Source organism: Taishania pollutisoli, assembly GCF_014518315.1.
In the GTDB taxonomy this organism is placed as follows: Bacteria; Bacteroidota; Bacteroidia; order Flavobacteriales_D; family Crocinitomicaceae; genus Taishania; species Taishania pollutisoli.
The window spans coordinates 352,859-378,580 of the sequence record NZ_JACVEL010000004.1 but is presented as its reverse complement, the minus strand read 5'-3'; the positions used below and the strand labels follow the sequence as shown (position 1 = coordinate 378,580).

General features: G+C 41.0%; 24 protein-coding genes. 12 read left to right on the top strand and 12 right to left on the bottom strand.

Annotation, left to right across the window (positions count from 1 at the left end; all coding sequences use genetic code 11):
- Nucleotides 1-35: 35 nt before the first annotated feature.
- The gene (locus H9Y05_RS08800; protein WP_216714061.1) at nt 36-839 is read right to left on the bottom strand and encodes a hypothetical protein; all 804 of its coding nucleotides are present in this window, start codon (nt 837-839) and stop codon (nt 36-38) included.
- Between the two features lies 1 nt (nt 840).
- Complete coding sequence (locus H9Y05_RS08795; protein WP_216714060.1) at nt 841-1,062, bottom strand: hypothetical protein; 222 nt, start codon at nt 1,060-1,062, stop codon at nt 841-843.
- A 520-nt stretch (nt 1,063-1,582) separates the two neighbouring features.
- Here H9Y05_RS08795 and H9Y05_RS08790 point away from each other — a divergent pair.
- Genes H9Y05_RS08790 through H9Y05_RS08780 form a run of 3 tightly spaced genes read left to right on the top strand, consistent with a single transcriptional unit; the run spans nt 1,583 to nt 2,636 of the window.
- A complete protein-coding gene (locus tag H9Y05_RS08790) occupies nt 1,583-1,927 on the top strand; it encodes a single-stranded DNA-binding protein (RefSeq protein ID WP_163489945.1) in 345 nt (114 codons plus the stop codon).
- A gap of 58 nt (nt 1,928-1,985) precedes the next feature.
- On the top strand, nt 1,986-2,297 hold the full coding sequence (locus H9Y05_RS08785) for a single-stranded DNA-binding protein (protein ID WP_216714059.1): 312 nt from the start codon (nt 1,986-1,988) through the stop codon (nt 2,295-2,297).
- 12 nt (nt 2,298-2,309) lie between these two features.
- Complete coding sequence (locus H9Y05_RS08780; RefSeq protein ID WP_163489943.1) at nt 2,310-2,636, top strand: single-stranded DNA-binding protein; 327 nt, start codon at nt 2,310-2,312, stop codon at nt 2,634-2,636.
- A gap of 96 nt (nt 2,637-2,732) precedes the next feature.
- Here H9Y05_RS08780 and H9Y05_RS08775 read toward each other — a convergent pair whose 3' ends face one another.
- The 6 genes from H9Y05_RS08775 to H9Y05_RS08750 form a co-directional block, all read right to left on the bottom strand.
- Complete coding sequence (locus tag H9Y05_RS08775) at nt 2,733-3,611, bottom strand: energy transducer TonB (protein ID WP_216714058.1); 879 nt, start codon at nt 3,609-3,611, stop codon at nt 2,733-2,735.
- A 192-nt stretch (nt 3,612-3,803) separates the two neighbouring features.
- Nucleotides 3,804-4,661 carry an energy transducer TonB gene (locus H9Y05_RS08770; protein ID WP_163489941.1) on the bottom strand — a complete coding sequence of 286 codons (858 nt, stop codon included), beginning with the start codon at nt 4,659-4,661 and terminating at the stop codon, nt 3,804-3,806.
- A gap of 7 nt (nt 4,662-4,668) precedes the next feature.
- Nucleotides 4,669-5,304 carry an ExbD/TolR family protein gene (locus tag H9Y05_RS08765; RefSeq protein ID WP_163489940.1) on the bottom strand — a complete coding sequence of 212 codons (636 nt, stop codon included), beginning with the start codon at nt 5,302-5,304 and terminating at the stop codon, nt 4,669-4,671.
- Between the two features lie 3 nt (nt 5,305-5,307).
- Entirely contained in the window at nt 5,308-5,994 is a 687-nt protein-coding gene (locus H9Y05_RS08760; RefSeq protein WP_163489939.1) for an ExbD/TolR family protein, read from the bottom strand.
- Between the two features lie 40 nt (nt 5,995-6,034).
- Nucleotides 6,035-6,838 carry a MotA/TolQ/ExbB proton channel family protein gene (locus tag H9Y05_RS08755; protein ID WP_163489938.1) on the bottom strand — a complete coding sequence of 268 codons (804 nt, stop codon included), beginning with the start codon at nt 6,836-6,838 and terminating at the stop codon, nt 6,035-6,037.
- Nucleotides 6,839-7,099: 261 nt separating this feature from the next.
- The gene (locus tag H9Y05_RS08750; protein WP_216714057.1) at nt 7,100-7,963 is read right to left on the bottom strand and encodes a nucleoside phosphorylase; all 864 of its coding nucleotides are present in this window, start codon (nt 7,961-7,963) and stop codon (nt 7,100-7,102) included.
- 81 nt (nt 7,964-8,044) lie between these two features.
- On the opposite strand from H9Y05_RS08750, the gene H9Y05_RS08745 reads away from it, so the two are divergent.
- The 3 genes from H9Y05_RS08745 to H9Y05_RS08735 all read left to right on the top strand — a co-directional run bounded on the left by H9Y05_RS08745 (nt 8,045) and on the right by H9Y05_RS08735 (nt 9,682).
- The gene (locus H9Y05_RS08745) at nt 8,045-8,560 is read left to right on the top strand and encodes a Crp/Fnr family transcriptional regulator (RefSeq protein WP_216714056.1); all 516 of its coding nucleotides are present in this window, start codon (nt 8,045-8,047) and stop codon (nt 8,558-8,560) included.
- 51 nt (nt 8,561-8,611) lie between these two features.
- The gene (locus H9Y05_RS08740; RefSeq protein WP_216714055.1) at nt 8,612-9,172 is read left to right on the top strand and encodes a DinB family protein; all 561 of its coding nucleotides are present in this window, start codon (nt 8,612-8,614) and stop codon (nt 9,170-9,172) included.
- Between the two features lie 162 nt (nt 9,173-9,334).
- The gene (locus H9Y05_RS08735) at nt 9,335-9,682 is read left to right on the top strand and encodes a hypothetical protein (RefSeq protein ID WP_216714054.1); all 348 of its coding nucleotides are present in this window, start codon (nt 9,335-9,337) and stop codon (nt 9,680-9,682) included.
- A 74-nt stretch (nt 9,683-9,756) separates the two neighbouring features.
- Here H9Y05_RS08735 and H9Y05_RS08730 read toward each other — a convergent pair whose 3' ends face one another.
- The gene (locus H9Y05_RS08730; protein WP_216714053.1) at nt 9,757-12,180 is read right to left on the bottom strand and encodes an alpha/beta hydrolase family protein; all 2,424 of its coding nucleotides are present in this window, start codon (nt 12,178-12,180) and stop codon (nt 9,757-9,759) included.
- Between the two features lie 228 nt (nt 12,181-12,408).
- Here H9Y05_RS08730 and H9Y05_RS08725 point away from each other — a divergent pair, with 228 nt between their 5' ends.
- From H9Y05_RS08725 to prfH, 4 genes are all read left to right on the top strand, one after another.
- Nucleotides 12,409-15,861: a pyruvate carboxylase gene (locus tag H9Y05_RS08725; protein WP_216714052.1), complete on the top strand. Its 3,453-nt coding sequence runs from the start codon at nt 12,409-12,411 to the stop codon at nt 15,859-15,861.
- Between the two features lie 31 nt (nt 15,862-15,892).
- Nucleotides 15,893-16,951, top strand: a complete 1,059-nt coding sequence (locus H9Y05_RS08720; RefSeq protein ID WP_163489931.1) for a hypothetical protein — start codon at nt 15,893-15,895, stop codon at nt 16,949-16,951.
- A gap of 369 nt (nt 16,952-17,320) precedes the next feature.
- Nucleotides 17,321-18,712: an RtcB family protein gene (locus tag H9Y05_RS08715; RefSeq protein ID WP_216714051.1), complete on the top strand. Its 1,392-nt coding sequence runs from the start codon at nt 17,321-17,323 to the stop codon at nt 18,710-18,712.
- A gap of 7 nt (nt 18,713-18,719) precedes the next feature.
- On the top strand, nt 18,720-19,340 hold the full coding sequence (gene prfH / locus H9Y05_RS08710; RefSeq protein ID WP_216714050.1) for a peptide chain release factor H: 621 nt from the start codon (nt 18,720-18,722) through the stop codon (nt 19,338-19,340).
- A gap of 228 nt (nt 19,341-19,568) precedes the next feature.
- Here the strand turns inward: prfH and H9Y05_RS08705 are convergent, their stop codons facing one another.
- The 3 genes from H9Y05_RS08705 to H9Y05_RS08695 form a co-directional block, all read right to left on the bottom strand.
- The gene (locus H9Y05_RS08705) at nt 19,569-20,228 is read right to left on the bottom strand and encodes a DUF2461 domain-containing protein (RefSeq protein WP_216714049.1); all 660 of its coding nucleotides are present in this window, start codon (nt 20,226-20,228) and stop codon (nt 19,569-19,571) included.
- A 96-nt stretch (nt 20,229-20,324) separates the two neighbouring features.
- Nucleotides 20,325-20,786 carry an IS200/IS605 family transposase gene (gene tnpA / locus H9Y05_RS08700; protein WP_163489929.1) on the bottom strand — a complete coding sequence of 154 codons (462 nt, stop codon included), beginning with the start codon at nt 20,784-20,786 and terminating at the stop codon, nt 20,325-20,327.
- Nucleotides 20,787-20,959: 173 nt separating this feature from the next.
- The gene (locus H9Y05_RS08695; protein WP_216714048.1) at nt 20,960-24,340 is read right to left on the bottom strand and encodes a methylmalonyl-CoA mutase family protein; all 3,381 of its coding nucleotides are present in this window, start codon (nt 24,338-24,340) and stop codon (nt 20,960-20,962) included.
- 142 nt (nt 24,341-24,482) lie between these two features.
- Between H9Y05_RS08695 and H9Y05_RS08690 the strand changes: the two genes are divergently transcribed.
- Together H9Y05_RS08690 and H9Y05_RS08685 are read left to right on the top strand one after the other, a co-directional pair.
- A complete protein-coding gene (locus H9Y05_RS08690; protein ID WP_163489927.1) occupies nt 24,483-24,968 on the top strand; it encodes a glutathione peroxidase in 486 nt (161 codons plus the stop codon).
- A 65-nt stretch (nt 24,969-25,033) separates the two neighbouring features.
- Complete coding sequence (locus H9Y05_RS08685) at nt 25,034-25,681, top strand: MBL fold metallo-hydrolase (RefSeq protein WP_163489926.1); 648 nt, start codon at nt 25,034-25,036, stop codon at nt 25,679-25,681.
- Nucleotides 25,682-25,722 lie beyond the last annotated feature (41 nt).

Below are 25,722 nucleotides of genomic sequence, written 5' to 3'. Positions count from 1 at the left end.
CGGCGAAAGCCGTAAAACTATAAAATCAACCTAAACTAACAGCGGAAATCCGTCCAATTAATAAGGGGTCGATACACTATTTCCCTAACACCTTGTTGATGTACAGAGAAACTGGAATCATTAAACTCACCTGTAAACTGTATATATCTTTGCTTAAATATTTGATTTTCTTTTCTTGATTGTGTATACCCAAAATTTCCCCCTACAGATATCTCGGGGCCTAATGAGGTTGAAGATTGTTTAGAATTATTCTCATCTACTTTTTGCGTATCCGCAGAGCTATAACTAGCTCCAATTTTCCCATTTATACTTAGATCTGCTGTATAACCTTGATTATATTCAAGAGTACCTATATCAATAGTTCCATATTCAGTAGTATACTTATTCCATTTCAAAAATTTGACTTCATCATATATATCTTTAGACAACTTAAATGTATATTTCAAGTCTTCAATTCTGTCATAAGCATTTAGCGTACTCCTATCAAAGGATCTAAGTCTATTTATTGAAAAAGTTACACGTAATTTTTTTGTTGTTAAGTCAATTGTTTTTAATTTTTGACTCTGTTTAATTTGAAATTTTTGATTTAAAATTTCTGGAATTTTATCACTGGTTTTATCAGTTAAAATAGCTTGTTGCCCTCTATCTGATAAATCAAAAATAGTTTTATATTGCTCTTCTACTATAGAATTATTAATTGACGAAGAAATCATATTTACAGTTACTAATGTATCATTGGTAACTGTCCTTTTTAATGTTCTATATCGTTTTAATGTTGTACCACAACTAATTGTCGAGATAATCAAAATCACAATTACAATTATATTAAACCCTCTCATTTTAAATCTCAATTATATCAGAATGCCGTTTTTTTCCTCCCATTGATTTGCATGTAACATCTTGTGAAGTGATATGTGTTACATCATTGCTAAAAGGTTCATAGCCCCTTTTTGCGCAATCTTCAATTTCTGTCCGAGATTTTAAACTTGTTAAATCTAAATCACTATCAAGAACAAACATGTTTTTGTAGGTTTTATCGTATTTTTTTACTCTATAAAACATTTTCAATAGTTATGAATGACGGCTTAAATATATATATCAAATCTCGAAAAATCGTTACATCTTTGTAAAACAGGTATTTATACCTAATTTCAATTCCGATAATATTATCTGATAATTTCAGCAATTCACAAAAGAATTTCTAGTATCTAAATTTCGTTTCTGTATTATTCTATTCTGTGTATCTGACAACTATTCTCAATTACTTCTGAAAATGACATCTACTATCATTTTCTAATAATTTTGACAGTTTATTAGAGCATTTTACATTCAAAAATTCACTTTTGTATCATCCTCTTTTGTTATTTGTATCATCCACTTCTGTATTTGACAACTATACAATATAACAATCTAAAAATCAAACTAATATTCATTTACAACCGACTACAACCGAATGTTAACCGACAGAAATTAATTAATTACCGGATAAAATTTTCATACCGCCTCAACTTTGCAATGTCGATTCGATTGAACAGATCAAATCACACAAAACAAATTTTTCAAACTTTTAAAAATTTACATTATGAACACATTAAGAAACAAAGTTAGTTTGATCGGACGGTTGGGAGCGCAACCGGAGTATGTAACAACAGAAAACGGAAGAGCACTCGCACGTTTTTCCCTGGCTGTCAATTCCGGTTACAAGGATAAATCCGGTAAATGGGTAGATGACACACAATGGCACAACATCAATGCGTGGGGAAAAACCGCAGATTTGGTAAAACGATTATTATCAAAAGGGCAAGAGGTTGTTGTTGAAGGGAAACTGGTCAACAGAAGTTTTGAAACGAAAGCAGGAGAGAAACGCTATGCAACAAATGTTGAAATGAATGAATTCCTGGTGCTCAGCCCAAAATCTGACAAGTAAAAAAATAACTTACCTGCGGGAAGGTTTTATGATCTTCCCGCATAAAACTAAACAAACCATGAATCACGTAAATTTAATCGGGAAAATGTGCTCTACACCCAAAATTGTAGAATTAGACAACGGAAAACGTATCGCAAAATTTTCCATGTCGACCAATGAAATGGTACTTACCGCAGAAGGGACATCAAAGAAAAAAACACAGTGGCACCGAATGACCGCTTGGGGGAAATGGGCACGTGTACTCGAAGAGTTAGGTTTCTGTGGCATGGAACTCGCTGTAGAAGGGAAATTAATTACCCGCTTTTACAATTCGAACGGACAACGTAAATGTGTATCGGAAGTAGAGATCAACGATTTAGTAATCCTTTAACTCCAAACAGCTATGACAACCATCAGAAATCATGTGACCTTAATCGGCAGTATTGCTTCAGACAACCGGATTATGCAATTTGAAAACGGTAATAAAATTGTTCGGTTTGATGTCACAACAGAAAAACAATACCGTGCTAACAATGGTAAAATCAGAGAAGGACGAGAATGGCACAAAGCCTTTGCATGGGGAAATATTGCCGGTTTTATCGAACAGTTTGGTGAAAAAGGTAAAAAAGTGGCGATCCATGGACGATTGATAACCCGGTCATATTTCAACCCCGAAGGAGTGAAAAGAACAATTACCGAAGTAGAAGTCAAACACATACTTGGTTTATAAGTTGCTCCCATTCTTTTCATTCCCAACATAACCTACCTTTGCAATAAAAATACCCCGGATCAATTGTGATCCGGGGTATTTTGCTGATAGGTAAACCTATTTGATCTTAAAGGTAATCGGTAAATTGAAATAGCTTCTCACTATTTTATTATCGTTCATCGCAGGTTCCCATTTCGGCATTGACTTCACCACCCTGATTGCCTCCTTATCACACTCGGGGCATCCCGGAACACCTCTTGCCACAGTAACATTTTCAATATTTCCGTCTTTTCCAACTATAAACCGCAACGTTACTTTTCCTTCAATTCCTCCCATTAATGCCAATTCCGGGTATTTAATATTATTTCCGAGGTATTTTGCCATTGCCGTATAACCCCCGGGAAACATTGCTTCGCGCTGGACAAAGATTGCCGGTTCGCCGATGTCACCATCGCCAGTTCCGCTTCCTGTTGCGGTAACCTCACCCCCTGTTGTTGTACCAAACTCACTTCCTGTTGTGGAGGTCGATGTTGAAGCTTGTGTTCCTTCCAACTGATCCTGTGTCAGTGTTACTGTCGTCACCACATCATCCACAACTACAGGATTAATATATTCTGTGGTATTTGTAGCCTGAGTCGCTGCAGCTCCGTCATCCGGAAGCGGTTCAATCTCCATTTCAAATTCAATCAGCGGAGGTGTAATTGTCGTAACCGTCGGATCAACAGGTGGAAGTTTTTCAGCATCTTTACGAAATGAATAATAGTACATCAACGAACCGTAGGCAATTGCAATAGATCCTGCAATTCCTAAAAGCACAAACAACAGGTTCCGGTCATAGTCCCTCCGGATCCGGTAGGCTCCGTATTCCTTGTTTCTTTCATCGAAAACAACATCATTCCGGGAAGAAGATGTGACCTGCTGCCAACTGCGGGAGGTAAAGAAGTCATACAGTGAAACTGCCAGTACCAGGGCCGTAATTAAAATGATAATTTCCATAACTCAAATTTTAAAGGTTTATATCTAAGTTAAACCATTCGATTATGAAAAACAGGGTAAACGATGGAAGTAAGCAAGCTATTGATTCTACCGTCACTTCCGGAATTTGACCTGCTAAACAGGTCTGTTTTTAAGGCATAAAAAAGCCCGGATCAAATTGAACCGGGCTTTCTATCTATGTTTAAAAATGAACTATTGCAGTTTAAACGTTACAGGTAAGTTGAAGTAACTTTTCACTACTTTACCGTCGTTTTTCGCAGGTTTCCACTTAGGCATGGATTTTACCACACGAATTGCTTCCTTGTCACACTCAGGACATCCCGGAACACCTCTTGCAACAGTTACGTTTTCGATGCTACCGTCTTTTCCGACTACGAAACGCAATGTTACTTTTCCTTGGATTCCTGCCTGAATCGCTACCTCAGGATACTTGATGTTTTTCCCCAGGTACTTCATCATTTCCGCTGTTCCTCCAGGGAAAGAAGCTTCTTCAGCAACGAATGTCAGGATTTCTTCCTCTTTTTCTACAACTTTCGGAGCTGTAACTGTCGGAGGTGTGAATGTTTCCGTCTCAATATCGTTTGTCTGTGTAGATGCTTTCGTATCTGTCATCGCATCCTGAATCGGAGGAGGATTATCTACCGGCTCATCCGTTACTACCGGTGGTAAGAACTCTACCGTTTTCTCCAACTGTACGGGTACTTCTTCAACCGGTGGTGGTGGTGGTACTTCATCATCCAATGGCGGTGCTTCGATTGTAAATACCGATGTATCGATTGGCGGCGCTTCGATTTCTTCTTCCGGTAACGACTTTATAAACAAATACGTTCCGTAAGCAAGTCCGATAGTTGTTGCCAATCCCAAAATGATGAGGATCAAATTTCGGTCGTAATTTCTACGAATTTGATACGCACCGTACTCCTTGTTTCTCTCATCGAAGACTACTTCGTTTCGAGCAGTTGATGTTACCTGTTGCCAACTTTTTGAAGAAAAATAATCATAAAGTGACACCACAAACACCAAAACTGTAATGAAAATGATAATTTCCATAGCTTAATTATTTATCCGTTTTAGCTTTAACTAACTTGAGCTCTTCGGCAGTGATGTCAACCGGAGCAATTACCCCGATGTCAGCAATTTTCAACTCATCAATCAAGTCGATGAAGTTTTTACACGTTGCCATATCATCTGTTTTGATCAACACTTTCAACGCTGCGTTATCACTTTTTGCCTCTCTTACCAAACGCAGGTAAGTACTGTCGGCAATTTGCCCGCGTTTCAACTCCTGATCATACCCTGCTTTTTTCTCAAGTACAAATCGGTTCAAGTCTGTGAGTAATTTTCTCACTCCCTGAGGGCTGAAATCCGTTTCCTCCAACTGTGTTGCAGGTTTTCCTTTTGGATTCCCCTCGAGGTAGAATGCATCCTGGTAGTAAAAAATCCGGTCATCAGACAATAAAAAAGTAACAGCATTGTTAATTTCTTGTGTCGGTTTTGGATCATCTACTTTTGGCTTTGCAGGATAAACCAAACTCATTACTTTTGGTTTACTAAACGTCGACGTCATTACGAAAAATGTCAACAATAAGAATGCCAAATCCACCATCGGTGTCATGTCTATTGTCGGGACGCCTCGCTTTGCTCTTTTCTTGCCACCTTTTTCCTGGCCGCCTGTATCTTGTATCTGTGCCATATCTTACTGTGGTTTTCTCGGATCTGCTTCCAACGACGTGATAAAGTTCAAGTTGTTGAGATTCAAATCACGGAATGTTTCAATTACTCTCTTTGCGTACAGGTATTCTGCTTTCCCGTCAACTTTCAAGACAAACTTGGGTTTGAACTCATTGATGTTTGGTTCCAATCCTCTGTCTTTTGCATCAAAGTAAGCTTTCTCTCCAACAGCCAACATTTCAATGTTTCCAAAATTAATCCAGTCTTTTAACTGATTATTGGTGGAGTCTGTCGGGATTGCCATCGTTTTACCTTCTGCTACGAATCGTTTTCTTTCTTCACTGGACATATTCAAAAATGCCGGCATTTCCTGGATCGTACATCCAAAGTCTGTCAATGATCCAAATGTTGTGATCTGCTCAGGAGAAAAAGGGACTTTGTATTTTTCAGACATTCGTTTCAGCAAATTTTGTTTTGCTTCTTCCTTTCCTGAAATACCAAAATAAACACGCCCTCCCTGATCTACCGTGATCAACACTACATTTTCAGGCATTGTCATTTCTGAAATACTTGAAGGTGTATCTACCTGAACCACTTCATCCGTACGGAAATTAGCCGAAAGCATAAAGAACGTAACCAACAAGAATGCCAGGTCCACCATAGGCGTCATGTCTATCGCAGGGGCACTTTTCGGTCTGCTAATCTTTGCCATTTCGTTAATTTAATAAATTAAATATTGTTTCCGTCTGAGATTATTTTACAGACTTAGAGAAATCTTGTACAATTGTGAAGCTTGCTTCATCCATGCTGTGTGTCATTTGGTCTACCTTCGTGTTAAAGAAGTTGTAGAAAATGATCGCCAAACAAGAACCGGAGATACCCAATACCGTGTTGATCAAGGCTTCGGAAATACCTGCTGCCAACTGAGCTGTATCAGGAGCTCCGTGTGACATCGCACCGAAGGATTTGATCATCCCCATTACCGTACCGATCAAACCAACCAATACCGAGATAGAAGCGATTGTAGAAAGTACAGGTAAGTTTTTAGACAACATCGGCAATTCCAATGATGTAGCTTCTTCCAATTCTTTCTTAATGCTTTCTATTTTTTGTTCTTTATCCAATGTTGTGTCATTTGCCATCAATTCATATTTCTCCAAACCGGCAGCAACAACATTTGCCAATGAACCTTTTTGTGTTTCACATGCTTCTTTTGCCTCTTCGATGTTTCCTGAAGCCAATAAGTCTTTCAATTTGGTAACAAATGCATTTAAGTTACCTTTTCCTTTCGCTATCGACAATGTAATGAAACGCTCGAACATATAAATAAGTACAGTAATGTTAACTGCGATCAGCATCGGTACAATAAAACCTCCTTTGTAGACAATTCCTAAATAATTTCCTTGTAATGGTTCATTCTCCGGATTATTATCAATAAAGTTAGCTGGATTTCCAAGTATGTACTTATAAATTACAATACCAATAACCAAAGCAATTACGATTGCAATTGCACCAACCAGTGCAGAAAATCCTCCTGCTGTCTTTCTACTACTCATAATTCAATTTTTAAGTTCTTAAACATTAGTTAATAGGGCAAACTTAATAAAAGGATTTGAAATATTACTAAATCATAGAGCCTGTGTGTAACTTTTTTTATTGAAATGGGGGTTTCTCCATTTTAAATACCCTCTTTTTAAGGCAAAGTGTACAAATGTTAAATTAAAATGAATATTCACTAACATTTAATTAATATTTGACACGTAAATGTGTATAACTACCTCACAACTGCCTTACCGTAACAGGAGCCGTATTCCCAATCAGATACGGTCGAGCACGTACTGGATTAATTCATTCATTTCTGCGGAATATCCTTTTGAAAATTCCATTTTCGGACGATTGGCAATTCCCAGGCAAATGGTTGTACTTTTGTGTCCCAATGCTTTCGCAAGTGCAAACAATGCCGAACTTTCCATTTCAAAATTGATGATTCTCATATCTTCGCTCCGGAAAGACGTTAACTTATCATTTAATCCGGTCGTTTTGGTTTTCAGATTTAACTGTCTCCCCTGGGGTCCGTAAAAGCCACTGCTGGTAACTGTAATCCCTGCATGTGTCTGACCGGATTGAAACCGTGCGAATAACGATTCATCCGCTCCTATATAATAAGGTACAACTTCCTTTGGAAGGGAAAGGTGCTCACAAATGGTATTTTTCAGTCCGGTTTCCTTTTCAGAAAACGGAATTTCGTAAAAATGAGCTACATTATCCAACCCGAATGCTGCTTTGCTGAGCAGGTAGGAATGAACGGGAATGTCTGCCTGTAAAATCCCGCATGTACCGATCCGGACCAATTCAAGTGAAGTATGCTGCTCGTTCGTCTCTCTCTTTTCCAGGTCAATATTGACCAGCGCATCGAGTTCATTGAGTACAATATCGATATTGTCGGTTCCGATCCCGCTGGAAAGAACACTGATGCGTTTTCCTTTGTATGTACCGGTGTGTGTAACAAATTCCCGGTGTTGGGAACGGTGTTCAACCGTATCAAAAAACGCACTTACCAATTCCACCCGATCCTGGTCACCAACCAAAATGACTTTTGAAGCAAGTTCCTGTGGACTCAATCCTAAATGATATACACGCCCGTGTTTGTCCAATACCAATTCTGAAGCAGGAAATGTCATAGTTGTATTTATTTTAATCGTATTACAATAATAGGTATTTTTATCTCACTATCGCACAACAGCAGTAGGTAAATCATCAGCATGAAACACCTTAAAGACGCCGGGATATTTAAAAAACAGGTTATTTTGGAACGCAATGATTACTTAAAAGACTATCAATCAATTGATACAAATGTCTATTTTGTAGAAAGCGGAAGCCTGCGCATCTTTACAATTGACGAAGGAGAAGAACGCAATATCCGCTTCGGATACAATAACAATATAATTGTTTCCCTCGATTCATTCATAAGTGGACAGCCATCCGACTTTATCATACAAGCCATCAAAAAAACAACACTTTCTGTTGCCTCAAAAGCTGATTTCATGGGTTTGATCCATTCGTCGCAGGAACATGTACTGTGGTACCAGAAACTACTGGAAGACCTCGTTCTTCAGCAAATTGAGCGGGAAAAAGACCTGCTGACCAATTCTCCTAAATTGCGGTACGAACGGGTATTGAGACGAAGCCCCCGATTGTTTCAGGAAATTCCGCACAAACACATCGCCAACTACCTGCGGATGACGCCGGAGACATTATCCCGCTTAAAAAAGTCTTGATTTCGATCAATTTTTAAATCGTGAAACATTCCGAATTTTGCTCAAAAAAAGATGAAATTTAAAACACAGAACCTCCTCAACGAATTGACGGCACAAACACAGGCCATTGCTACATACGCAGCCGCATTAAAAGAGCAATCACTGGAGCAATTGAATCACCGGGAATCTACAGATAGCTGGAGTGCACTCGAATGCCTGCAACACCTGAACCTGTACGGCCGATTTTACATCCCTGAACTGACGCGTCGTCTGAAGAATACAAAGGCGCCTGATACACCGTTGCAATTTTTCAAAAGTGGTTGGCTGGGGAATTACTTTGCAAACAGTATGCTTCCCAAAGAACGCCTCAAGAAGATGAAAACATTTAAGGAAATGAATCCCATTCACAGCCAGCTGGATCTGTCCGTCATTGATGAATTCATCGATCAGCAGCAGCAAATGCTCCAGTTACTCGAAAAGGCAAGAACAGCAGATCTGACACACACGAAAGTCAGCATTTCGATTTCGAAATGGATTAAATTAAGGTTAGGAGATACTTTCCGGTTTGTGATTTATCACAACATACGGCATATTCAGCAAGCAAAGCGAGTGTTGGGTGAAAGGGGATTTTGAATGATCAAGTTTTGAATGATAAATTATCAATTATTAAGTTTTTAATTATCAATGATCAGGTGTTGGATTTTAAATGATTAAACAGCAAGTAATCCATTGATTCGCGATAAGAATTGATTGTATGACGGAAAATTACTTATTTTGGTCAAAATTTGGTCTCTTATGAAAGTGCTTTTCTTTGTTTTTTCCGTGTGTTTTTTCAGTACTGTTTCTCATGCTCAGTTGATGGGTGGCGAATTGGTAAAAGAAGGTAGAAAACTGGCTGTTCCTTCAGAATTCACCATGTATGAATCAACAGAAGGTGCAATTGTTTACCGGCTGTCAGTCGACCGGACAGGAAAAGTAACTTCTGCCCAGATTATTCCGGAGCAATCCTCCAAAATATCAACACCGCTGCAGGTGCGCGCACGCACCTATGTACTTGGATTAAAGTTTGAACCGGGAACACACTATCCGCAATTCCATGAATGTGAAGTGAAGATCAACCTGGTCAAGAAAGCAGACAAGTAAACAAACAAGCTATAAAAAAACGGGCAATATACAGATGTATATTGCCCGTTTTAATTAAGTGTTCAATAATCGAACTATTTCTTTTGCTTCACGTGTTGCTCCAACCACTGATCCTGCTCCCACAACAAATGCAGGATGGATTCTTTTGCTTCATATCCGTGACTTTCTTTCGGCAGCACAACATAACGAACAGGTGCTCCAAACCCTTTTAATGCCTGGAAATAACGTTCACTTTGAATCGGGAATGTCCCGGAGTTATTGTCATCAGCACCATGAATCAGTAACATTGGTGTCTTCATTTTATCTGCATAATTAAACGGAGACATCTTGTCGTATACTTCTTTTGCTTCCCAGTAATTGCGTTCTTCTCCCTGAAATCCAAATGGTGTCAATGTACGGTTGTATGCACCGCTTCGTGCAATTCCTGCTGCAAACAAATCTGAATGGGTCAACAGGTTCGCCGTCATAAAAGCTCCGTATGAATGCCCTCCGACTGCAACACGTGTTCTGTCGATATACCCCAATTTATCTACCGCGTCAATTGCTGCTTTTGCATTGCTCACCAATTGTTCTATAAAGGTATCATTCGGTTCCTCATCTCCTTCTCCTACAATCGGGAAAGCTGCATCATCCAGAATCGCGTATCCTTTCATGACCCAGTAAATCGGAGAACCGTAGTACGGGTAAATGAATTCATTCGGATTGGTTGTATTCTGTCCGGCACTGCTTTTGTCTTTAAACTCTTGCGGATACGCCCACATTACCATCGGCAATTTTTCTTTTTTGGCCTTGTCATATCCTGCCGGGAGGTAAAGTGTAGCCGTCAACTCCAGTCCGTCTTCGCGCTTGTAGGTAATTACTTCTTTACTGATCCCCGCTAATTTAGCAAACGGGTTTTTAAACTGTGTCACCTGGACCGGTTCTGCCTTACTTCCGATTTTTCTCAGGTAATAGTTCGGATATTGTGTCGGCGCCTGTATATTCACCAACAATTCTCCTTTTTTCACATCCAGAATCGCGCTGATTGATTCCAGTTTATCCGTATACTTTGAACGGTACAATGTCTTTTTCGCTTTTGTTTTTAAGTTGATCTGATCCACAAACGGAAATTGCCCTTCCGGCGTAAAACCATCCCCGATCAAATAAGCAGTATAGCCATCGAGCAATAATACATCCCGGTTAAACTGATTCTTGGTTGACTGGAAATCACCCGGTTCCGTGTACCTGTCCTGGTAATTTCGATCCCACAAGATTACCGGTGCAGCTGACGGATTGGAAGGATTGAACACATACGTCTTCATATTCCGTGTATTGTACCAATAATCGTAAGCGATAGCAAGGTCTTCTTTCCCCCACTCGATTCCTGAAAAACGTTGTTGTGTTTTCAGCAATGATTTTTCTGTTCCCGGTTTGAACGGGGCTTCCATAGAAAATACCTCATCCCTGTAATCGACTTTGTTTTCAGGATCACCACCATCCAGTGCCAGCACATAAATCAATGTAGCAGGTTTATCATCCCGCCAGGAAACGGCACGTTTGTATTTATGGGTTGACATGAATCCTTTCGGTAAATTATCCGATGCCGGGCGGTTATCAATTTCCTGGATCAATTTCCCGGTTTTATCATAAACAACAGTTTTTTCAGCAAAACTGGACCATGGCACCAGGTAAGAAAACGGTTCCTCGATGGTACTCAAAATCACATATTCTCCATCCGGTGAAAAACTGATTCCTTTGTGCAATCCTGCCTGTTTCCACAATGATTTTGACCCGTTCAGATCAATTCTGTACAATTCGCTTCGTGCCATTGTACGGAAATTCTCTTCGTCGTCTTTGCTTTTTAACAAATCGGGATATGTCCGGTTCTGCCCGACTGTTCCGTCACTCACCAATACTGAAGGACCGTTCGGAACGGCTGATGTGATGTCGATAAATCCTTTTTTGTTGGCAGGCAATGTGCGCACCAACAGCGCTTCACTATTCGGATACCAGGAAAAAGGTGTTCCCAAATTAGCATTTAAAACGGCATCGCTGATTTTTTTTGCTTCCAGCGTCTCCATATTCAATACCCACAACTCAACTCCGTTACTGACGACGTTTCCAAATGCCATAAAGCAGTCATTCGGAGACCATGAATAATGCGCCAATTGTAAATTAGCAGGCAATCCTTTTACATCCTGAATGGCCCCCGTTCTGTTTTTCTGTACCTGAATCTTCGTAATGTAACTGATTTTTGAACGTGCATTGATTTTCGGATTAATCCGTTGTCCTGCAATTTTCAGCTCTGTTTCCGAAACGGCTTCAATGGATTTATACATGGAAGTATAAAAATAAACCAGTGTTTGTTTTTTGCTATCCATTGTTACGAATGGCGCCCGCTCTACGTCAACCAGTTCTAAAATCTCCTGGGACGGTTTTTGGTATTCAAGGCTTTGCTGGGCAATCGCAACAGTACTCAGCAAGGATAATGCGATGCATGTTAAAAATAGGTGTTTCATGGAAAAATTACATTTTTATGATTTCCGAAAGTAGAAAAAATTCCGCTACACAGGGAGTGTTTTCAGAAAATAAGGAAATTTTACCCCTTACAGGGTACGGGCTCCTTTCCATTGCCTTTCCCTTAGAATTGTTTATTTTCTGAAATAAATTTGGAAAAGCGAACAAAGTTTACATAACTTTAAAAGCAATTATCCACACGCATATTTTTTACACACAAAACGACTCAAATGACTAACAATCAAGATCAAAAGGTAATTAAAAAATTAATGGTTGCCAACCGCGGGGAAATTGCGATCCGGGTACTTCGTGCAGCATCGGAAATGCGCGTTAGAACTGTTGCAATTTTCACACACGAAGACAGGTACTCACTTCACCGCTATAAAGCCGATGAAGCCTACCAGATTGGTGATGATACGGAACCGTTAAAACCCTATCTGGATATTGAAGCAATTATCCGTGTTGCAAAGGAAAATGATGTAGACGCCATTCATCCCGGTTACGGTTTTTTGAGTGAGAATGTGAATTTTGCGCGACGATGCCGGGAGGAAGGAATCATTTTTGTCGGTCCTGCTCCCGAAGTCATGGAACAGTTAGGTGATAAGATCGCAGCGAAGAAGCTCGCCCGCTCCATCCAGGTTCCAGTCATTGAAGACTGTATTCTTGGAGCAGATGAAATCGGGACAGTTGCTGAACGAGCTGCTGCAATCGGATTTCCCATTATTTTAAAGGCAGCAGCTGGTGGTGGCGGAAGAGGAATGCGCGTAGTTCGAAAACAGGAAGATGTACTTCCTTCTTTCAAAGAAGCATCCAGTGAAGCATTGAAAGCATTTGGTGACGGAACAATCTTTATTGAAAAATTCATTGATTCTCCCAAGCACATTGAAGTACAGTTACTCGCAGACAATCACGGGAATATCATTCACTTATTTGAACGTGATTGCTCTGTACAACGCCGCTTTCAGAAAGTAGTGGAAATCGCACCTGCCCCCAACCTTCCCCAGGAGGTCAGGAATAAATTATACGATTACGCCATTGCTATTGGAAAGGCAGTAAATTATAATAATGCCGGAACCGTTGAGTTCCTTGTCGATAAAGCACACAACATTTATTTTATTGAAGTCAATCCGCGGATACAGGTAGAACATACCGTCACGGAAGAAGTGACCGGGATTGACATTGTACGAAATCAATTGTTGATTGCACAGGGAACAGCATTATCTGACAACCGTATCCGGATTCCCAATCAGGAAAGCGTTTCTGTCAACGGATTTGCCATTCAGTGCCGGATCACAACAGAAGACCCTGAAAATAATTTCAAACCGGACTACGGAACATTGATCGCCTACCGGAACGCAGGTGGTTTCGGAATTCGTCTGGATGAAGGAAGTGCTTACCAGGGAATGAAAATTTCCCCGTTTTTTGATTCCATGATCGTGAAGGTGACAGCAAGTGGAAGAACTCTATCCAGTACTGCAAAACGATTGCATCGCAGTTTGACTGAATTCCGGGTGAGAGGAGTAACCACAAACATCATTTTCCTGGAAAATGTGATTAACCATGAAAAATTCATTGCCGGCGAGTGTACGGTGAATTTCATCGAACAGCATCCGGAATTATTTCAGTTGCACAACCTCAAAGACAGTTCGACAAAAATTCTCAAATACCTGGCAAATGTCAAAATAAACGGACATCCGGATGTAAAAAACCCGGACGAAAACAAAACATTCAGAACACCTGTTATACCACTAATCCACAACCTGGAACATCCGAAGGGTTCAAAAAATTTGCTGACAGAACTCGGACGTGATGAATTTCTGAAACGCATCAGGAATGACAAGCAGATTCATTACACCGATACAACCTTCCGCGATGCACACCAATCGCTGGTTGCCACACGCATGCGAACAAAGGATATTTTAGCAGTCGCAGGAGGTTTTTCAAAAGATAATCCACAACTTTTTTCCGCAGAAGTATGGGGAGGGGCAACATTTGATGTGGCACTTCGCTTTTTGCACGAATGCCCCTGGGAACGGTTGAAAAAACTACGGGAAGCCATGCCGAATACACTGTTGCAAATGCTGTTCCGCGGAAGTAATGCGGTTGGTTATTCTGCCTATCCTAAAAATATTGTAGGAAAATTCATTGAAGAATCCTGGAAACAGGGAATTGATGTCTTCCGGATTTTTGATTCATTAAACAACCTGGAATCCATGCTTCCGGCCATCGAATTCGTTGTGAAAAATACGGAAGCCATTGCACAGCCATCCATTGGTTACACTGGAGATGTCTTAAGAAAAGACAACAACAAATATAACCTTACTTATTACACCGATCTTGCAAAACGATTGGAAGATGCAGGGGCGCACATGATTGCTATCAAGGACATGGCAGGATTGTTGAAACCACAGGCAGCTGAAGTACTGATTCATGCACTCCGCGAAACCGTTACCGTCCCGATTGCGCTGCACACACATGATACTGCAGGAACGCAAATTGCGACATACCTGAGAGCAATTGACTCAGGAATAGACAGTATTGACTGTGCATTGGCTTCATTCAGCGGAACGACTTCGCAACCAAGTCTGAATTCCATGGCAGCACTCATGCAGGGACATGAACGTGAAAATCAACTAAACCTGCATAGCCTCAATGAATACAGTAATTATTGGGAAGCCGTGCGGGAAATGTACTACCCGTTTGAAAGTGATCTGAAAACATCAACAGCAGAAGTCTATGATAATGAAATTCCCGGAGGACAGTATTCCAACCTGCGTCAACAGGCGGAAGGGGTCGGACTCGGTTCGAAACTGGCTGTAATCAAAGAAAACTATGCCGTTGTTAATCAGTTATTCGGTGATATTGTAAAAGTTACACCAAGTAGCAAAGTGGTGGGAGACATGGCCTTGTTTATGACTGCCAATGGTTTGTCAAAAGAGGATGTACTGGACGACACCAAAAATCATTCGTTTCCTGCCTCTGTGATCGGATTTTTCAGAGGTGATCTGGGAATTCCGTATGGTGGTTTTCCAGAAAAACTGCGAAATATTGTCCTGAAAAATGAAGACAAATCTGTCCAGGCATTGGCACAAATACTTCCGGATGTAGATTTGGATACTGCAACAAAAGCATTCTATGAAAAGTACCCGGGAAGCACCTTCTCCGATTTCTTATCCTACCAAATGTTCCCGAAAGTGTATGACGAATATTTCAATCACAAAAAGGAATACGGCGTTGTGACTGAAATTCCGACAACTGCTTTCTTTTACCCTTTACAAAAACACACGGAAATTTTGGTGCGGTTGAGAAAAGGAAAAGAAATTCTGGTCCGCCTTGTATATGTTTCCGAACCGGACGAGGACGGTATGCGCACTGTTACCTTTCAACTCAACGGAGGGAACCGGACGGTAAAAGTGAAAGACAACAATGTTACTTCTACAAAACCGGCTCATCTGAAAGTAACCAACCCAGCGAAAGAAGTCGGCGCACCGTTGCAAGGAAGCTTGTCTGCGATCATGGTCAAAGAGGGAGATGAAGTCACGACGGGGACACCTTTGTTTGTCATTGAAGCAATGAAAATGGAAAGTACTGTTACTGCAACGGTATCAGGAAAAATAAAACGTGTGGTACTGACACCAAACACAATGGTCGACCAAAATGACCTGATCATCGAAGTTGAATAACAAATGAACTGCCGGAGAAGAGCGGAAAGTGATGGATAAAGATTTGATTCGTTATAAAAAACAGGTATATCCTGTTTCCGATAAATTTAATGCGTATCTGAAAAAGTACGGAAGAGGGGCAAAACTACCCATCAATTATCAGGATTTGCTGCGTTTTGATGACGGAATGGCAGTTTACGACCAACACGGGAATAATACACTGTGGCTGAATACGTTTTTTAATCCGCAGGATCGTGTTGAAATTGACCAGGAGTTGAAACGGTTGTACTCAATGATGTATGTCGACGGAGGAGAAGAAATTCTTCCCTACCTGAATGTCGACGCAATTGACTTCTGCACGTTCGGAAATACCAAACCCTTTCGGGTAAAAGTCCGCAACATCCTGAATGACAATTACACGCTTATGTACATCAAAAATGCAGATGCATCACGCGCGTACGGACTGGAACTGGAGCATCTGCTTTCTCCCAACCAGATATTGTTCCTGCTGGACAAAGAGACTCTGGTGGAAGAACATATTTCGGGAATTCCGGGTGATGAATTTATCAATACCTACCTGAAAACTGCCACCAATGCTGAAAAATCAGCCATTGCAAAGGAATTTGTTAAGTTCAATGAGCGTTGTTTTGTACGTCTTCTCGGAGACATGCGCGCCTATAATTTCGTAATGGTCCTGCTACACGATTTTGATCGTATTCAGTTTCGTTTTCGTGCGATCGATTTTGATCAGCAATCGTATGAAGGTGACCTGAGCACTTATTCTCCTAAATTTTTCAAGGAAAATGAAACCTATCAGCAATTGGTTGATGAATTTCTGTCTCCCGGTTCTGTTGAGCAATACCGGCGCGAAGAACGTGCGTTAATTGCCCGGCGTGCTTCCAGCGAATGGCTACGGTTGAAAGAATTGATGGAATGCATGAAAGAATCTCCGCTTTCGGAGGACAAACATATTAGCCAACTCAAATTATCCTTGTATAAATTTGCAAAGGATGTCAATTTCAAACGATCCAATTCCATGGGAGAACTGGTCGAATTTGCCATTGATTTTGTGGTACGGAACTACAAAAATGTGAATCCGTATTTGAAGTAAAAATTTATTTTTTCTATAATTAATTTGGAAATTAAAAATCTTCTACAATATCTTTGTGGCGATAATTAAGTATTTAACAAGTAAAAAACGAAGAAAAATGTTTGCAAAAAACACATCAGTACAAGCATCGTCAGCAAATGGATTTGCTGTGGCTTTTCTTCGTGCTTCTCATTAGAAATTTATCTAACTAAATAATACAATGAAAGCTCGAAGATGATTCGGGCTTTTTTGTTTTATTCCGGACACTGAACCAAAAATCCCGAATGTTTTTAATGACCCTCACGGAAAACTTTTTCTGTGAATCCAACCGGTATGATCCATCAACTACTGATGTGTCTCCGGTTTCTATTAACAATTTAATTAAAAAACATGGGAAGTAAATTTTCGGGGAAAGACCTGATCAAACTAGGTTACCCTAAAAATAATACAGTTAACATTGCCCTTGGTCTAATACACCGATACCGAAAAAAAGAGAAAAAAGAACGGGCATTACAAGAGGTAAAAGAGGTGCTTTTATCACCGGAGAAGTTCCTTGGGGACGGAACCTGGGGAAAAGTCGCCGAAGGATTGATCAAACCTGTTGAAGTACGCATGCAACAACTCAAAAATCAACGTGCTCCGTTTACAATCTTCGGAGAAAACGAAATTGATGAACTGGCCAAACGGCAATTGTACGACGCATTGAAACTACCGGTAGCCGTTCAGGGTGCATTGATGCCCGACGCACACGGTGGATACGGGTTACCGATCGGTGGTGTTCTGGCAACAGAAAATGCAGTTATTCCTTACGGAGTCGGAGTAGATATCGGGTGCAGAATGAGTCTGTCAATTTTCGATTTACCTGCTTCTTTCTTCAAAGGGAAAGATTTTCAGTTGCAAAACATTCTGAAGGAAAATACCAAATTCGGAATGTATGAAACACACAAGATCAAACATGATCATGAAGTGCTTGAACGAAGAGAATTTCGGGATCTGCCTTTATTGAAATCTTTGCACGACAAGGCCTACAAGCAATTGGGTTCGTCGGGTGGAGGAAATCACTTTGTGGAATTCGGAATTGTACACCTGGAAACAGTCAGGCCAGAGTGGAAAATCGCACCGGGAACCTATCTCGGAGTGTTGTCGCACAGCGGATCAAGAGGACTTGGAGCTAACATTGCCAAACACTATACGTATCTGGCAACAAAACAATGTCCGTTGCCCCGAAATGTTCAACATCTGGCTTGGTTGGATTTGAATACACATGACGGGCAGGAATACTGGATCGCGATGAACCTGGCGGGTGATTATGCAAAGGCGTGTCACGATGACATTCACCGACGCATTGCCAAAGCACTGGGAAAACGTCCGGTTGTAACGATTGAAAATCATCACAATTTTGCGTGGAAAGAAATCGTTGACGGAAAGGAGGTGATTGTTCACCGAAAAGGTGCAACACCTGCGCAGGAAGGAGTATTGGGAATTATTCCCGGTTCTATGACTGCTCCCGGATTTATTGTGGAAGGAAAAGGAAATCCGCTGAGTCTTCAATCCGCTTCACACGGAGCAGGTAGATTGCTATCGCGGGCGCAATGCAAAGGTACCATTACCAAAAGCAGTATGACCAAAGAACTGGAAAATCAGGGAGTCACACTGATTGGCGGTGCTGTCGATGAAGCTCCGATGGCCTACAAAAACATTCATACAGTGATGAAGCTGCAGGATGAATTAGTCAATGTGTTGGGGACGTTTACACCGAAGATTGTACGAATGGACAAATAAAAACGACATGGAGAAATTAGTACAAATAACTTCAGGACGTGGTCCGAAAGAATGCAATCTGGCAGTTCAGAAGGTGGTCGACCGCCTGTTAAAAGAACTCGAAAAACATGCTGTTGTTGTAGAACGGCATGCTATTGAGGGTGCTGCGGATTTGCCTTATTCCGTCACACTGAAATTGACAGGAAAGGCAACTGACCAGTTTCTGGAGCAATGGATTGGTACGATTCAATGGATATGTAAAAGTCCGTTCAGGCCTTTTCACAAGCGTAAAAACTGGTTTGTAGCTGTGGTAGAAATTTCGCAGGCAGCACTTGTCGATACAATCAATGAACGGGATGTTACCTATCAGTCAATGAGAAGTGCAGGTCCCGGCGGACAAAATGTAAACAAAGTCAGTACGGGAATCCGTGCGACACATGTTCCGACCGGTTTAACTGTGCAGGTAATGGACTCTCGTTCGCAGTTGCAAAATAAGCAACTAGCATTGGTTCGCTTGCGTGAAAAAGCAGCGAAACTAAACGCGGATGCTACATTGCAATCGCAAACCGGTGCATGGTTGAAACAAATCAACATTACCCGCGGGAATCCGAAACGGATTTTTTCCGGTCCGGAGTTCAGAGAAAGCTAAGAAAAAGCCCCATTCGTCAGTTGACGGATGGGGCTTTTGGTTTTATAGGGTAATGAATGTATTTATGCTCCTCTCCTCCCCCTTAATCCCCCTCCGAAGGGAGAACTATACCAGCAACAAGCATTATATTCTAATAATTATAATGATGTTCTTTTCACATATTTATATTACAAGATAGGCTTTATTTCCACTTTTGATGGGGAACAAATTATTTTTCATGATTCAAACTCAGATAATGCTCTCTCCGTTTGCATCTGTTGTCAATACATCGGTCATGTATCTGAAAAATGGCTGCATCGTTTTGTATCCGTCAACAACCTGATCTTTAAAATCCGGTTGAAAAACAGCTTTGTCATTAAAATCTTTTTTAAGTAAAAATTGTTTGTACCGAATCATCCCGATACGCAGGTGTTCTTTGTCGAACCCTTTGGGTGCTGTTTTAAGTGATTCACCAAACAGCCCTCCGAACTCTTTTTTCAGTTTGGGCTCATTGAGAATCATTTCCAAATCATCTTCGATTTCAATTCCCTGACGAATGCGTTGTAAATCGTCTTTGTTCGGATCCCAGAATCCTCCGCCAATAAATGTATGCCCGGGTTCCAGGTGTACATAAAAACTCCCTCTGTTATGTGGTTGCAGACGTGAAAAAATGGCACCAAAGTGATTTTTATACGGGGATTTATCCGTTGAAAACCGAACATCCCGATAAATACGATACATTTTGAACTTACTAAAGTCGTCAATTTTTGCCAGTTCATTGGCAACTGTCTCATAAAAAGCATAGGCCTGATCTTTCGCATGTTCATACGCTTCTTTGTTTTCAGCAAACCATTCCCGGTTGTTATTTTGCTGCAATGCTGACAGAAATTCAAAAAGTGTCGGTTTCATGGAATTTAGATTTTATTCAAAAATAATCAAAATTTTCAGGGTTGGAATGAATTCCAACAACGCAGTTTCGGTCGTCCCTATGGGACTGGTATGCGGTTATTGTAATTCTTCAAAGATGTATTGTTCATTGTAGTCAATTTCAAATCGTTTCAATTGCTCAATGTATTCTTGCCGCATTGATTTTTTTGCATGGTGTTGTTCTTGTCGTTCGATGTAGTTGTAAACATTACTGACTGCGGATTTACTGTATGAAAAAACACCGTATCCTCTCTGCCACTCAAACCGGTGTTGAAGAAAATTGGATTCATTAATAAATTTAGAAGATTTTGCCTTTACGACTTTCATCACTTCTGACAAAGAACATGTCGGTTTCAATCCGAAGAATAAATGAACATGATCTTCCACTCCGTTGACGATTATTGCTTTACAACCTGTTTCATTGATGAGATTTCCCATGACTGCAAATACTTCTTGCCTCCATGCTTTGTGCAACACTGCACGCCTGTATTTCACAGCAAATACTGCCTGAATATACACCTGACTATAACTGTTTGCCATACTCTTTTCTATTATAATTTAAGAAAAAAGATGATTCTCAGCCAAATAAAAAGAAAATTAATTTAAAAAAGCGGGTGATTAAAATCACCCGCGATGAATTAGAGATCGCCCCTACGGGACTTTGTAAGTCCCGTAGGGGCGACTGATTTAGTTCAGTTGGAATAAAATTCCAACTACATATTTCTTCTATACTGTCCTCCTACTTCAAACAATGCACTTGTGATTTCTCCTAATGAAGCATATTTACACGCTTCCATTAATTGTTCGAACATGTTTTTGTTTTGGATTGCAGCTTCCTGCACCAATTTGATTTTTTCTGCCGCTTTTGCTCCGTTAGCATTGTGGAGATTGGCCAACATATCAATCTGGTACTGTTTTTCTTCTTCTGTTGCTCGGATCACTTCCTTCGGAACAACCGTCGGCGATCCTTTGGAACTCAAGAATGTATTCACACCGATAATCGGGAATTCCCCTGTGTGTTTCAATGTTTCATAGTACAGTGATTCTTCCTGAATTTTTGAACGCTGGTACATGGTTTCCATTGCTCCCAACACACCTCCGCGTTCAGTAATGCGGTCAAATTCTGACAATACGGCCTCTTCCACTAAATCCGTCAATTCTTCAATGATGAATGAACCTTGCAACGGATTTTCATTTTTTGCCAGTCCCAACTCACGATTGATAATCAACTGAATGGCCATTGCCCGGCGCACTGATTCTTCTGTCGGAGTAGTAATAGCTTCGTCATATGCATTTGTGTGCAATGAGTTACAGTTATCATAGATTGCATACAACGCTTGCAATGTTGTTCGGATATCGTTGAAATCAATTTCCTGTGCGTGCAATGAACGCCCGGATGTCTGAATGTGGTATTTCAACATCTGTGCACGTGCGTTTGCACTGTATTTTTTCGCCAACGCTTTGGCCCATACTCTTCTTGCTACACGACCAATGACTGCATATTCCGGGTCAATTCCGTTGGAGAAGAAAAACGATAAATTCGGTCCGAATGCATTGATGTCCATTCCTCTTGACAAATAGTATTCAACGTATGTGAATCCGTTTGCCAATGTAAATGCCAACTGCGTAATCGGGTTAGCTCCTGCCTCTGCGATGTGGTAACCGGAAATGGATACCGAGTAGAAATTGCGCACTCCTTTATGAATGAAGTACTCCTGGACGTCTCCCATCAGACGCAATGCAAATTCGGTAGAGAAAATACAGGTATTTTGTGCCTGGTCTTCTTTCAGAATATCTGCCTGTACGGTTCCCCGCACTTGTGTCAACGTTTCCGCCTTGATTGTTTCATAGACATCTGCAGGTAACACCTGGTCTCCCGTTACACCCAACAGGAACAATCCCAATCCGTCGTTTCCTTCCGGTAATTCTCCCTGGTAGCGCGGACGTTCCACTCCCTTTTCTTTGTAAATCGCGTTGATTTTCGCTTCTACTTCTTTTTCCAGTCCGTTTGCCTTGATGTATTTCTCACAATTCTGGTCAATTGCAGCATTCATGAAGAATCCCAACAACATCGGCGCAGGACCGTTGATCGTCATCGAAACGGATGTCAACGGATGTGATAAATCAAACCCTGAATACAATTTCTTTGCATCATCCAGACAGCAGATTGAAACTCCGGAGTTACCGATTTTTCCATAAATATCCGGACGCAATGCAGGATCGTTTCCATACAATGTTACGGAGTCAAATGCTGTAGAGAGGCGTTTTGCCGGCATTCCCAAACTCACGTAGTGAAAACGCTTATTGGTACGCTCCGGTCCACCTTCTCCGGCAAACATACGTGTCGGATCTTCTCCTTCACGCTTGAACGGGAACAAACCGGAAGTGTACGGGAATTCTCCCGGTACGTTTTCCTGCAATACCCAACGAAGAATGTCTCCCCACCCCTTGTATTTCGGTGTTGCAACTTTTGGAATCTGAGAATGTGATAATGACTCGGAATGCGTTTGGATGGACAATTGCTTGTCGCGCACCATGAATTTAAATTCCGGTTCTTTGTATAAGTTGCGTTTTTCTTCCCATTTCTGGATAATTTCCCAGTTTTTCGGATCAAAATTCAATTTTTCGTTTTCAAATGCTTCCTGTAATCCTTTTATCAAACGATCTTTGTCATCCAGCGATGAAGCTTTCAATGTTTCCATCGATTTTTCCAATCCATACAAACGGTCTGCAACAGCCACCTGTAATTCCACCCATTTATCATACGCACGGTTGTTTTCGGAAATTTCAGATAAATAACGTGTTCTGTCCGGTGGAATGACAAAAATTTTCTCTGACATCTCATCGGTGATGATAAAATTCGATTGCAGATCTGCTCCCGTTTTCTCTACAATTTTGTCCATGATTGACTTGTAGAGCGAGTTCATTCCCGGGTCGTTGAATTGCGAAGCGATGGTACCGAACACTGGCATGGTATCCACGTCTTCGTGCCACAAATTGTGGTTGCGCTGGTATTGTTTTCGTACATCACGCAGCGCGTCCAATGCTCCGCGCTTGTCAAACTTATTCAAGGCAATGATGTCGGCAAAATCCAACATGTCAATTTTTTCTAACTGCGTTGCTGCACCATACTCCGGTGTCATTACATACAATGACATGGATGAATGATCCAGGATTTCCGTATCCGACTGCCCAATCCCTGAAGTTTCCAGGATAATCAGGTCATAATTGGCTACTTTCAATACGTTGATCGCTTCTGCGACGTGCTTTGACAACGCCAGGTTGGATTGACGGGTAGCCAGTGAACGCATATACACACGCGGATTTTTAATAGCGTTCATACGGATTCTGTCTCCCAGCAACGCTCCTCCTGTTTTTCGTTTGGAAGGATCTACAGATACTACCGCGATTGTTTTGTCTTCAAAATCGATCAGGAAACGACGCACCAATTCATCTACCAACGATGATTTTCCTGCTCCTCCTGTACCTGTAATTCCCAGTACCGGAACTTTTGATTCAGCAGCAATGGCGTCAATGTCTTTAAAAATTTCTTTTGCTTCTTCCGGGAAATTTTCCGCTGCAGAAATAACCCGTGCAATTGTCGGCACATCTTTCTCCTTGATTTTGTCCAGGTTGCCGTTCACATCTTTCCCGACCGGAAAATCCGACCGTTGCACCAGGTCGTTGATCATTCCCTGCAATCCCATTTCACGTCCATGGTCCGGGTGATACAGACGCTCAATACCGTAGGCCTCCAACTCATCGATCTCTGAAGGAAGAATGGTTCCGCCTCCACCGCCAAAAATTTTGATATGGGGAGCACCTTTTTCTTTCAACAAATCGTACATGTATTTGAAATATTCGGTATGTCCTCCCTGGTAAGACGTCATTGCAATTGCCTGTGCATCTTCCTGAATGGCGCAGTTCACCACTTCTTCAACGGAACGGTCATGTCCCAGGTGAATGACTTCACAACCAGTTGCCTGGATAATACGACGCATGATGTTAATTGATGCATCGTGGCCATCAAATAATGACGCAGCAGTAACAATTCTTACTTTATTAAGGGGCTTGTATTGTTCGATTTTTTCCATGGAAGCAAATGTAACTATTTTTCTTAAAAATGAGAATCACCCGGCAGTCGGAAGTTCGTATTTCTCTCTTATAAATCGGTCATAAAGTCGTATATGTTTTTAATAGAAATGTGTATCTTTCGGTTTATTAAATCAACAACACATGAACACCGATTTTTACCAACTCAAAGTCAAAACACCTTCGGGACAAGAGATTTCAATGACGGAATTCAAAGGAAAGGTCATTTTAATTGTCAACACAGCGACAAAATGCGGGCTCGCTCCTCAGTTTGAAGGACTGGAGAAATTACATCAAGAGTATCAGGATAAAGGATTGGTTGTATTGGGATTTCCCTGTAACCAGTTTTTGAGCCAGGAGCCGGAAACCAACGATACAATGGTGGAAAGTTGCCAGGTTAATTTTGGCGTGACATTCCAATTGCTTGAAAAATGTGACGTAAACGGTCCGGATACACATCCTGTTTTTAAATATTTGAAAAAGAAATTAGGCGGTTGGTTCGGGAGTAAAATCAAGTGGAATTTTACTAAATTTTTAGTGGACAGAAACGGGTATCCTGTTAAGCGTTATGCACCGACCGTAAAACCGGAGGCAATAGAAGGAGAAATCGTTAAACAGCTGAATGGTTAATTGTTTCCCCTGAAAGTTGCACGGAGAAAGGTTTCTATTCAAAAAATCGGGCTAACTTTACGCTTATGAAATTACATGTACAGCAATTTACATTCAATCCGTTTCAGGAGAATACATACGTTGTCTATTCTGATAGCGGGGACGCCGTTATCATCGATCCGGGTTGTTATGAACGGTATGAAGAGGAGGAGTTGACAGATTTCATTGCATCCAATAATCTGACAGTACATGCACTGCTGAATACGCATGCACACATCGATCACGTATTGGGAAATGCATTTGTATTGGGCAACTATGATGTGGATTTTTACATTCATCCGCTGGATGTTGTTACCCTGAATTCGGTCCAAAATTATGCACATGTATATGGTTTCCCCAATTACAAAGTTTCTCCGCAACCGACACAGCAACTTTCCCATGGAGAAAAATTAACGTTCGGGGATATTGAATTTGAAGTTTTGTTTACACCGGGACACGCACCGGGACATGTTGTATTTTACAATGCTGAAAACGGGTTTGTGATCAATGGTGATGTGTTGTTTAACGGCAGTTTCGGGCGTGTGGATTTACCGGGAGGGGACCTGGAAACGTTGAAGCGCTCCATTTTCAAGGTCATGTTTGAATTGCCGGAAGAAACAGTTGTGTATTGCGGTCACGGGGAAAAAACAACCATTCAAAAAGAAAAAGCGTTTAATTACATTTTAAGTTTTTAGTTTTGCGGATTGCGGTCAATACCCGGTTCTTACTTCCTGCC

What these genes read in the sequence shown, in the direction of transcription:
- H9Y05_RS08785 (WP_216714059.1), top strand. Translation starts at nt 1,986, where the DNA reads ATGAATCACGTAAATTTAATCGGGAAAATGTGCTCTACACCCAAAATT.
- H9Y05_RS08790 (WP_163489945.1), top strand. Translation starts at nt 1,583, where the DNA reads ATGAACACATTAAGAAACAAAGTTAGTTTGATCGGACGGTTGGGAGCG.
- H9Y05_RS08735 (WP_216714054.1), top strand. Translation starts at nt 9,335, where the DNA reads ATGAAAGTGCTTTTCTTTGTTTTTTCCGTGTGTTTTTTCAGTACTGTT.
- H9Y05_RS08775 (WP_216714058.1), bottom strand. Translation starts at nt 3,611, where the DNA reads ATGGAAATTATCATTTTAATTACGGCCCTGGTACTGGCAGTTTCACTG.
- H9Y05_RS08800 (WP_216714061.1), bottom strand. Translation starts at nt 839, where the DNA reads ATGAGAGGGTTTAATATAATTGTAATTGTGATTTTGATTATCTCGACA.
- H9Y05_RS08695 (WP_216714048.1), bottom strand. Translation starts at nt 24,340, where the DNA reads ATGGAAAAAATCGAACAATACAAGCCCCTTAATAAAGTAAGAATTGTT.
- H9Y05_RS08770 (WP_163489941.1), bottom strand. Translation starts at nt 4,661, where the DNA reads ATGGAAATTATCATTTTCATTACAGTTTTGGTGTTTGTGGTGTCACTT.
- H9Y05_RS08755 (WP_163489938.1), bottom strand. Translation starts at nt 6,838, where the DNA reads ATGAGTAGTAGAAAGACAGCAGGAGGATTTTCTGCACTGGTTGGTGCA.
- H9Y05_RS08715 (WP_216714051.1), top strand. Translation starts at nt 17,321, where the DNA reads ATGGGAAGTAAATTTTCGGGGAAAGACCTGATCAAACTAGGTTACCCT.
- H9Y05_RS08730 (WP_216714053.1), bottom strand. Translation starts at nt 12,180, where the DNA reads ATGAAACACCTATTTTTAACATGCATCGCATTATCCTTGCTGAGTACT.
- H9Y05_RS08765 (WP_163489940.1), bottom strand. Translation starts at nt 5,304, where the DNA reads ATGGCACAGATACAAGATACAGGCGGCCAGGAAAAAGGTGGCAAGAAA.
- tnpA (WP_163489929.1), bottom strand. Translation starts at nt 20,786, where the DNA reads ATGGCAAACAGTTATAGTCAGGTGTATATTCAGGCAGTATTTGCTGTG.
- H9Y05_RS08745 (WP_216714056.1), top strand. Translation starts at nt 8,045, where the DNA reads ATGAAACACCTTAAAGACGCCGGGATATTTAAAAAACAGGTTATTTTG.
- H9Y05_RS08705 (WP_216714049.1), bottom strand. Translation starts at nt 20,228, where the DNA reads ATGAAACCGACACTTTTTGAATTTCTGTCAGCATTGCAGCAAAATAAC.
- H9Y05_RS08690 (WP_163489927.1), top strand. Translation starts at nt 24,483, where the DNA reads ATGAACACCGATTTTTACCAACTCAAAGTCAAAACACCTTCGGGACAA.
- H9Y05_RS08720 (WP_163489931.1), top strand. Translation starts at nt 15,893, where the DNA reads ATGGATAAAGATTTGATTCGTTATAAAAAACAGGTATATCCTGTTTCC.
- H9Y05_RS08760 (WP_163489939.1), bottom strand. Translation starts at nt 5,994, where the DNA reads ATGGCAAAGATTAGCAGACCGAAAAGTGCCCCTGCGATAGACATGACG.
- H9Y05_RS08780 (WP_163489943.1), top strand. Translation starts at nt 2,310, where the DNA reads ATGACAACCATCAGAAATCATGTGACCTTAATCGGCAGTATTGCTTCA.
- H9Y05_RS08725 (WP_216714052.1), top strand. Translation starts at nt 12,409, where the DNA reads ATGACTAACAATCAAGATCAAAAGGTAATTAAAAAATTAATGGTTGCC.
- prfH (WP_216714050.1), top strand. Translation starts at nt 18,720, where the DNA reads ATGGAGAAATTAGTACAAATAACTTCAGGACGTGGTCCGAAAGAATGC.
- H9Y05_RS08795 (WP_216714060.1), bottom strand. Translation starts at nt 1,062, where the DNA reads ATGTTTTATAGAGTAAAAAAATACGATAAAACCTACAAAAACATGTTT.
- H9Y05_RS08750 (WP_216714057.1), bottom strand. Translation starts at nt 7,963, where the DNA reads ATGACATTTCCTGCTTCAGAATTGGTATTGGACAAACACGGGCGTGTA.
- H9Y05_RS08740 (WP_216714055.1), top strand. Translation starts at nt 8,612, where the DNA reads ATGAAATTTAAAACACAGAACCTCCTCAACGAATTGACGGCACAAACA.
- H9Y05_RS08685 (WP_163489926.1), top strand. Translation starts at nt 25,034, where the DNA reads ATGAAATTACATGTACAGCAATTTACATTCAATCCGTTTCAGGAGAAT.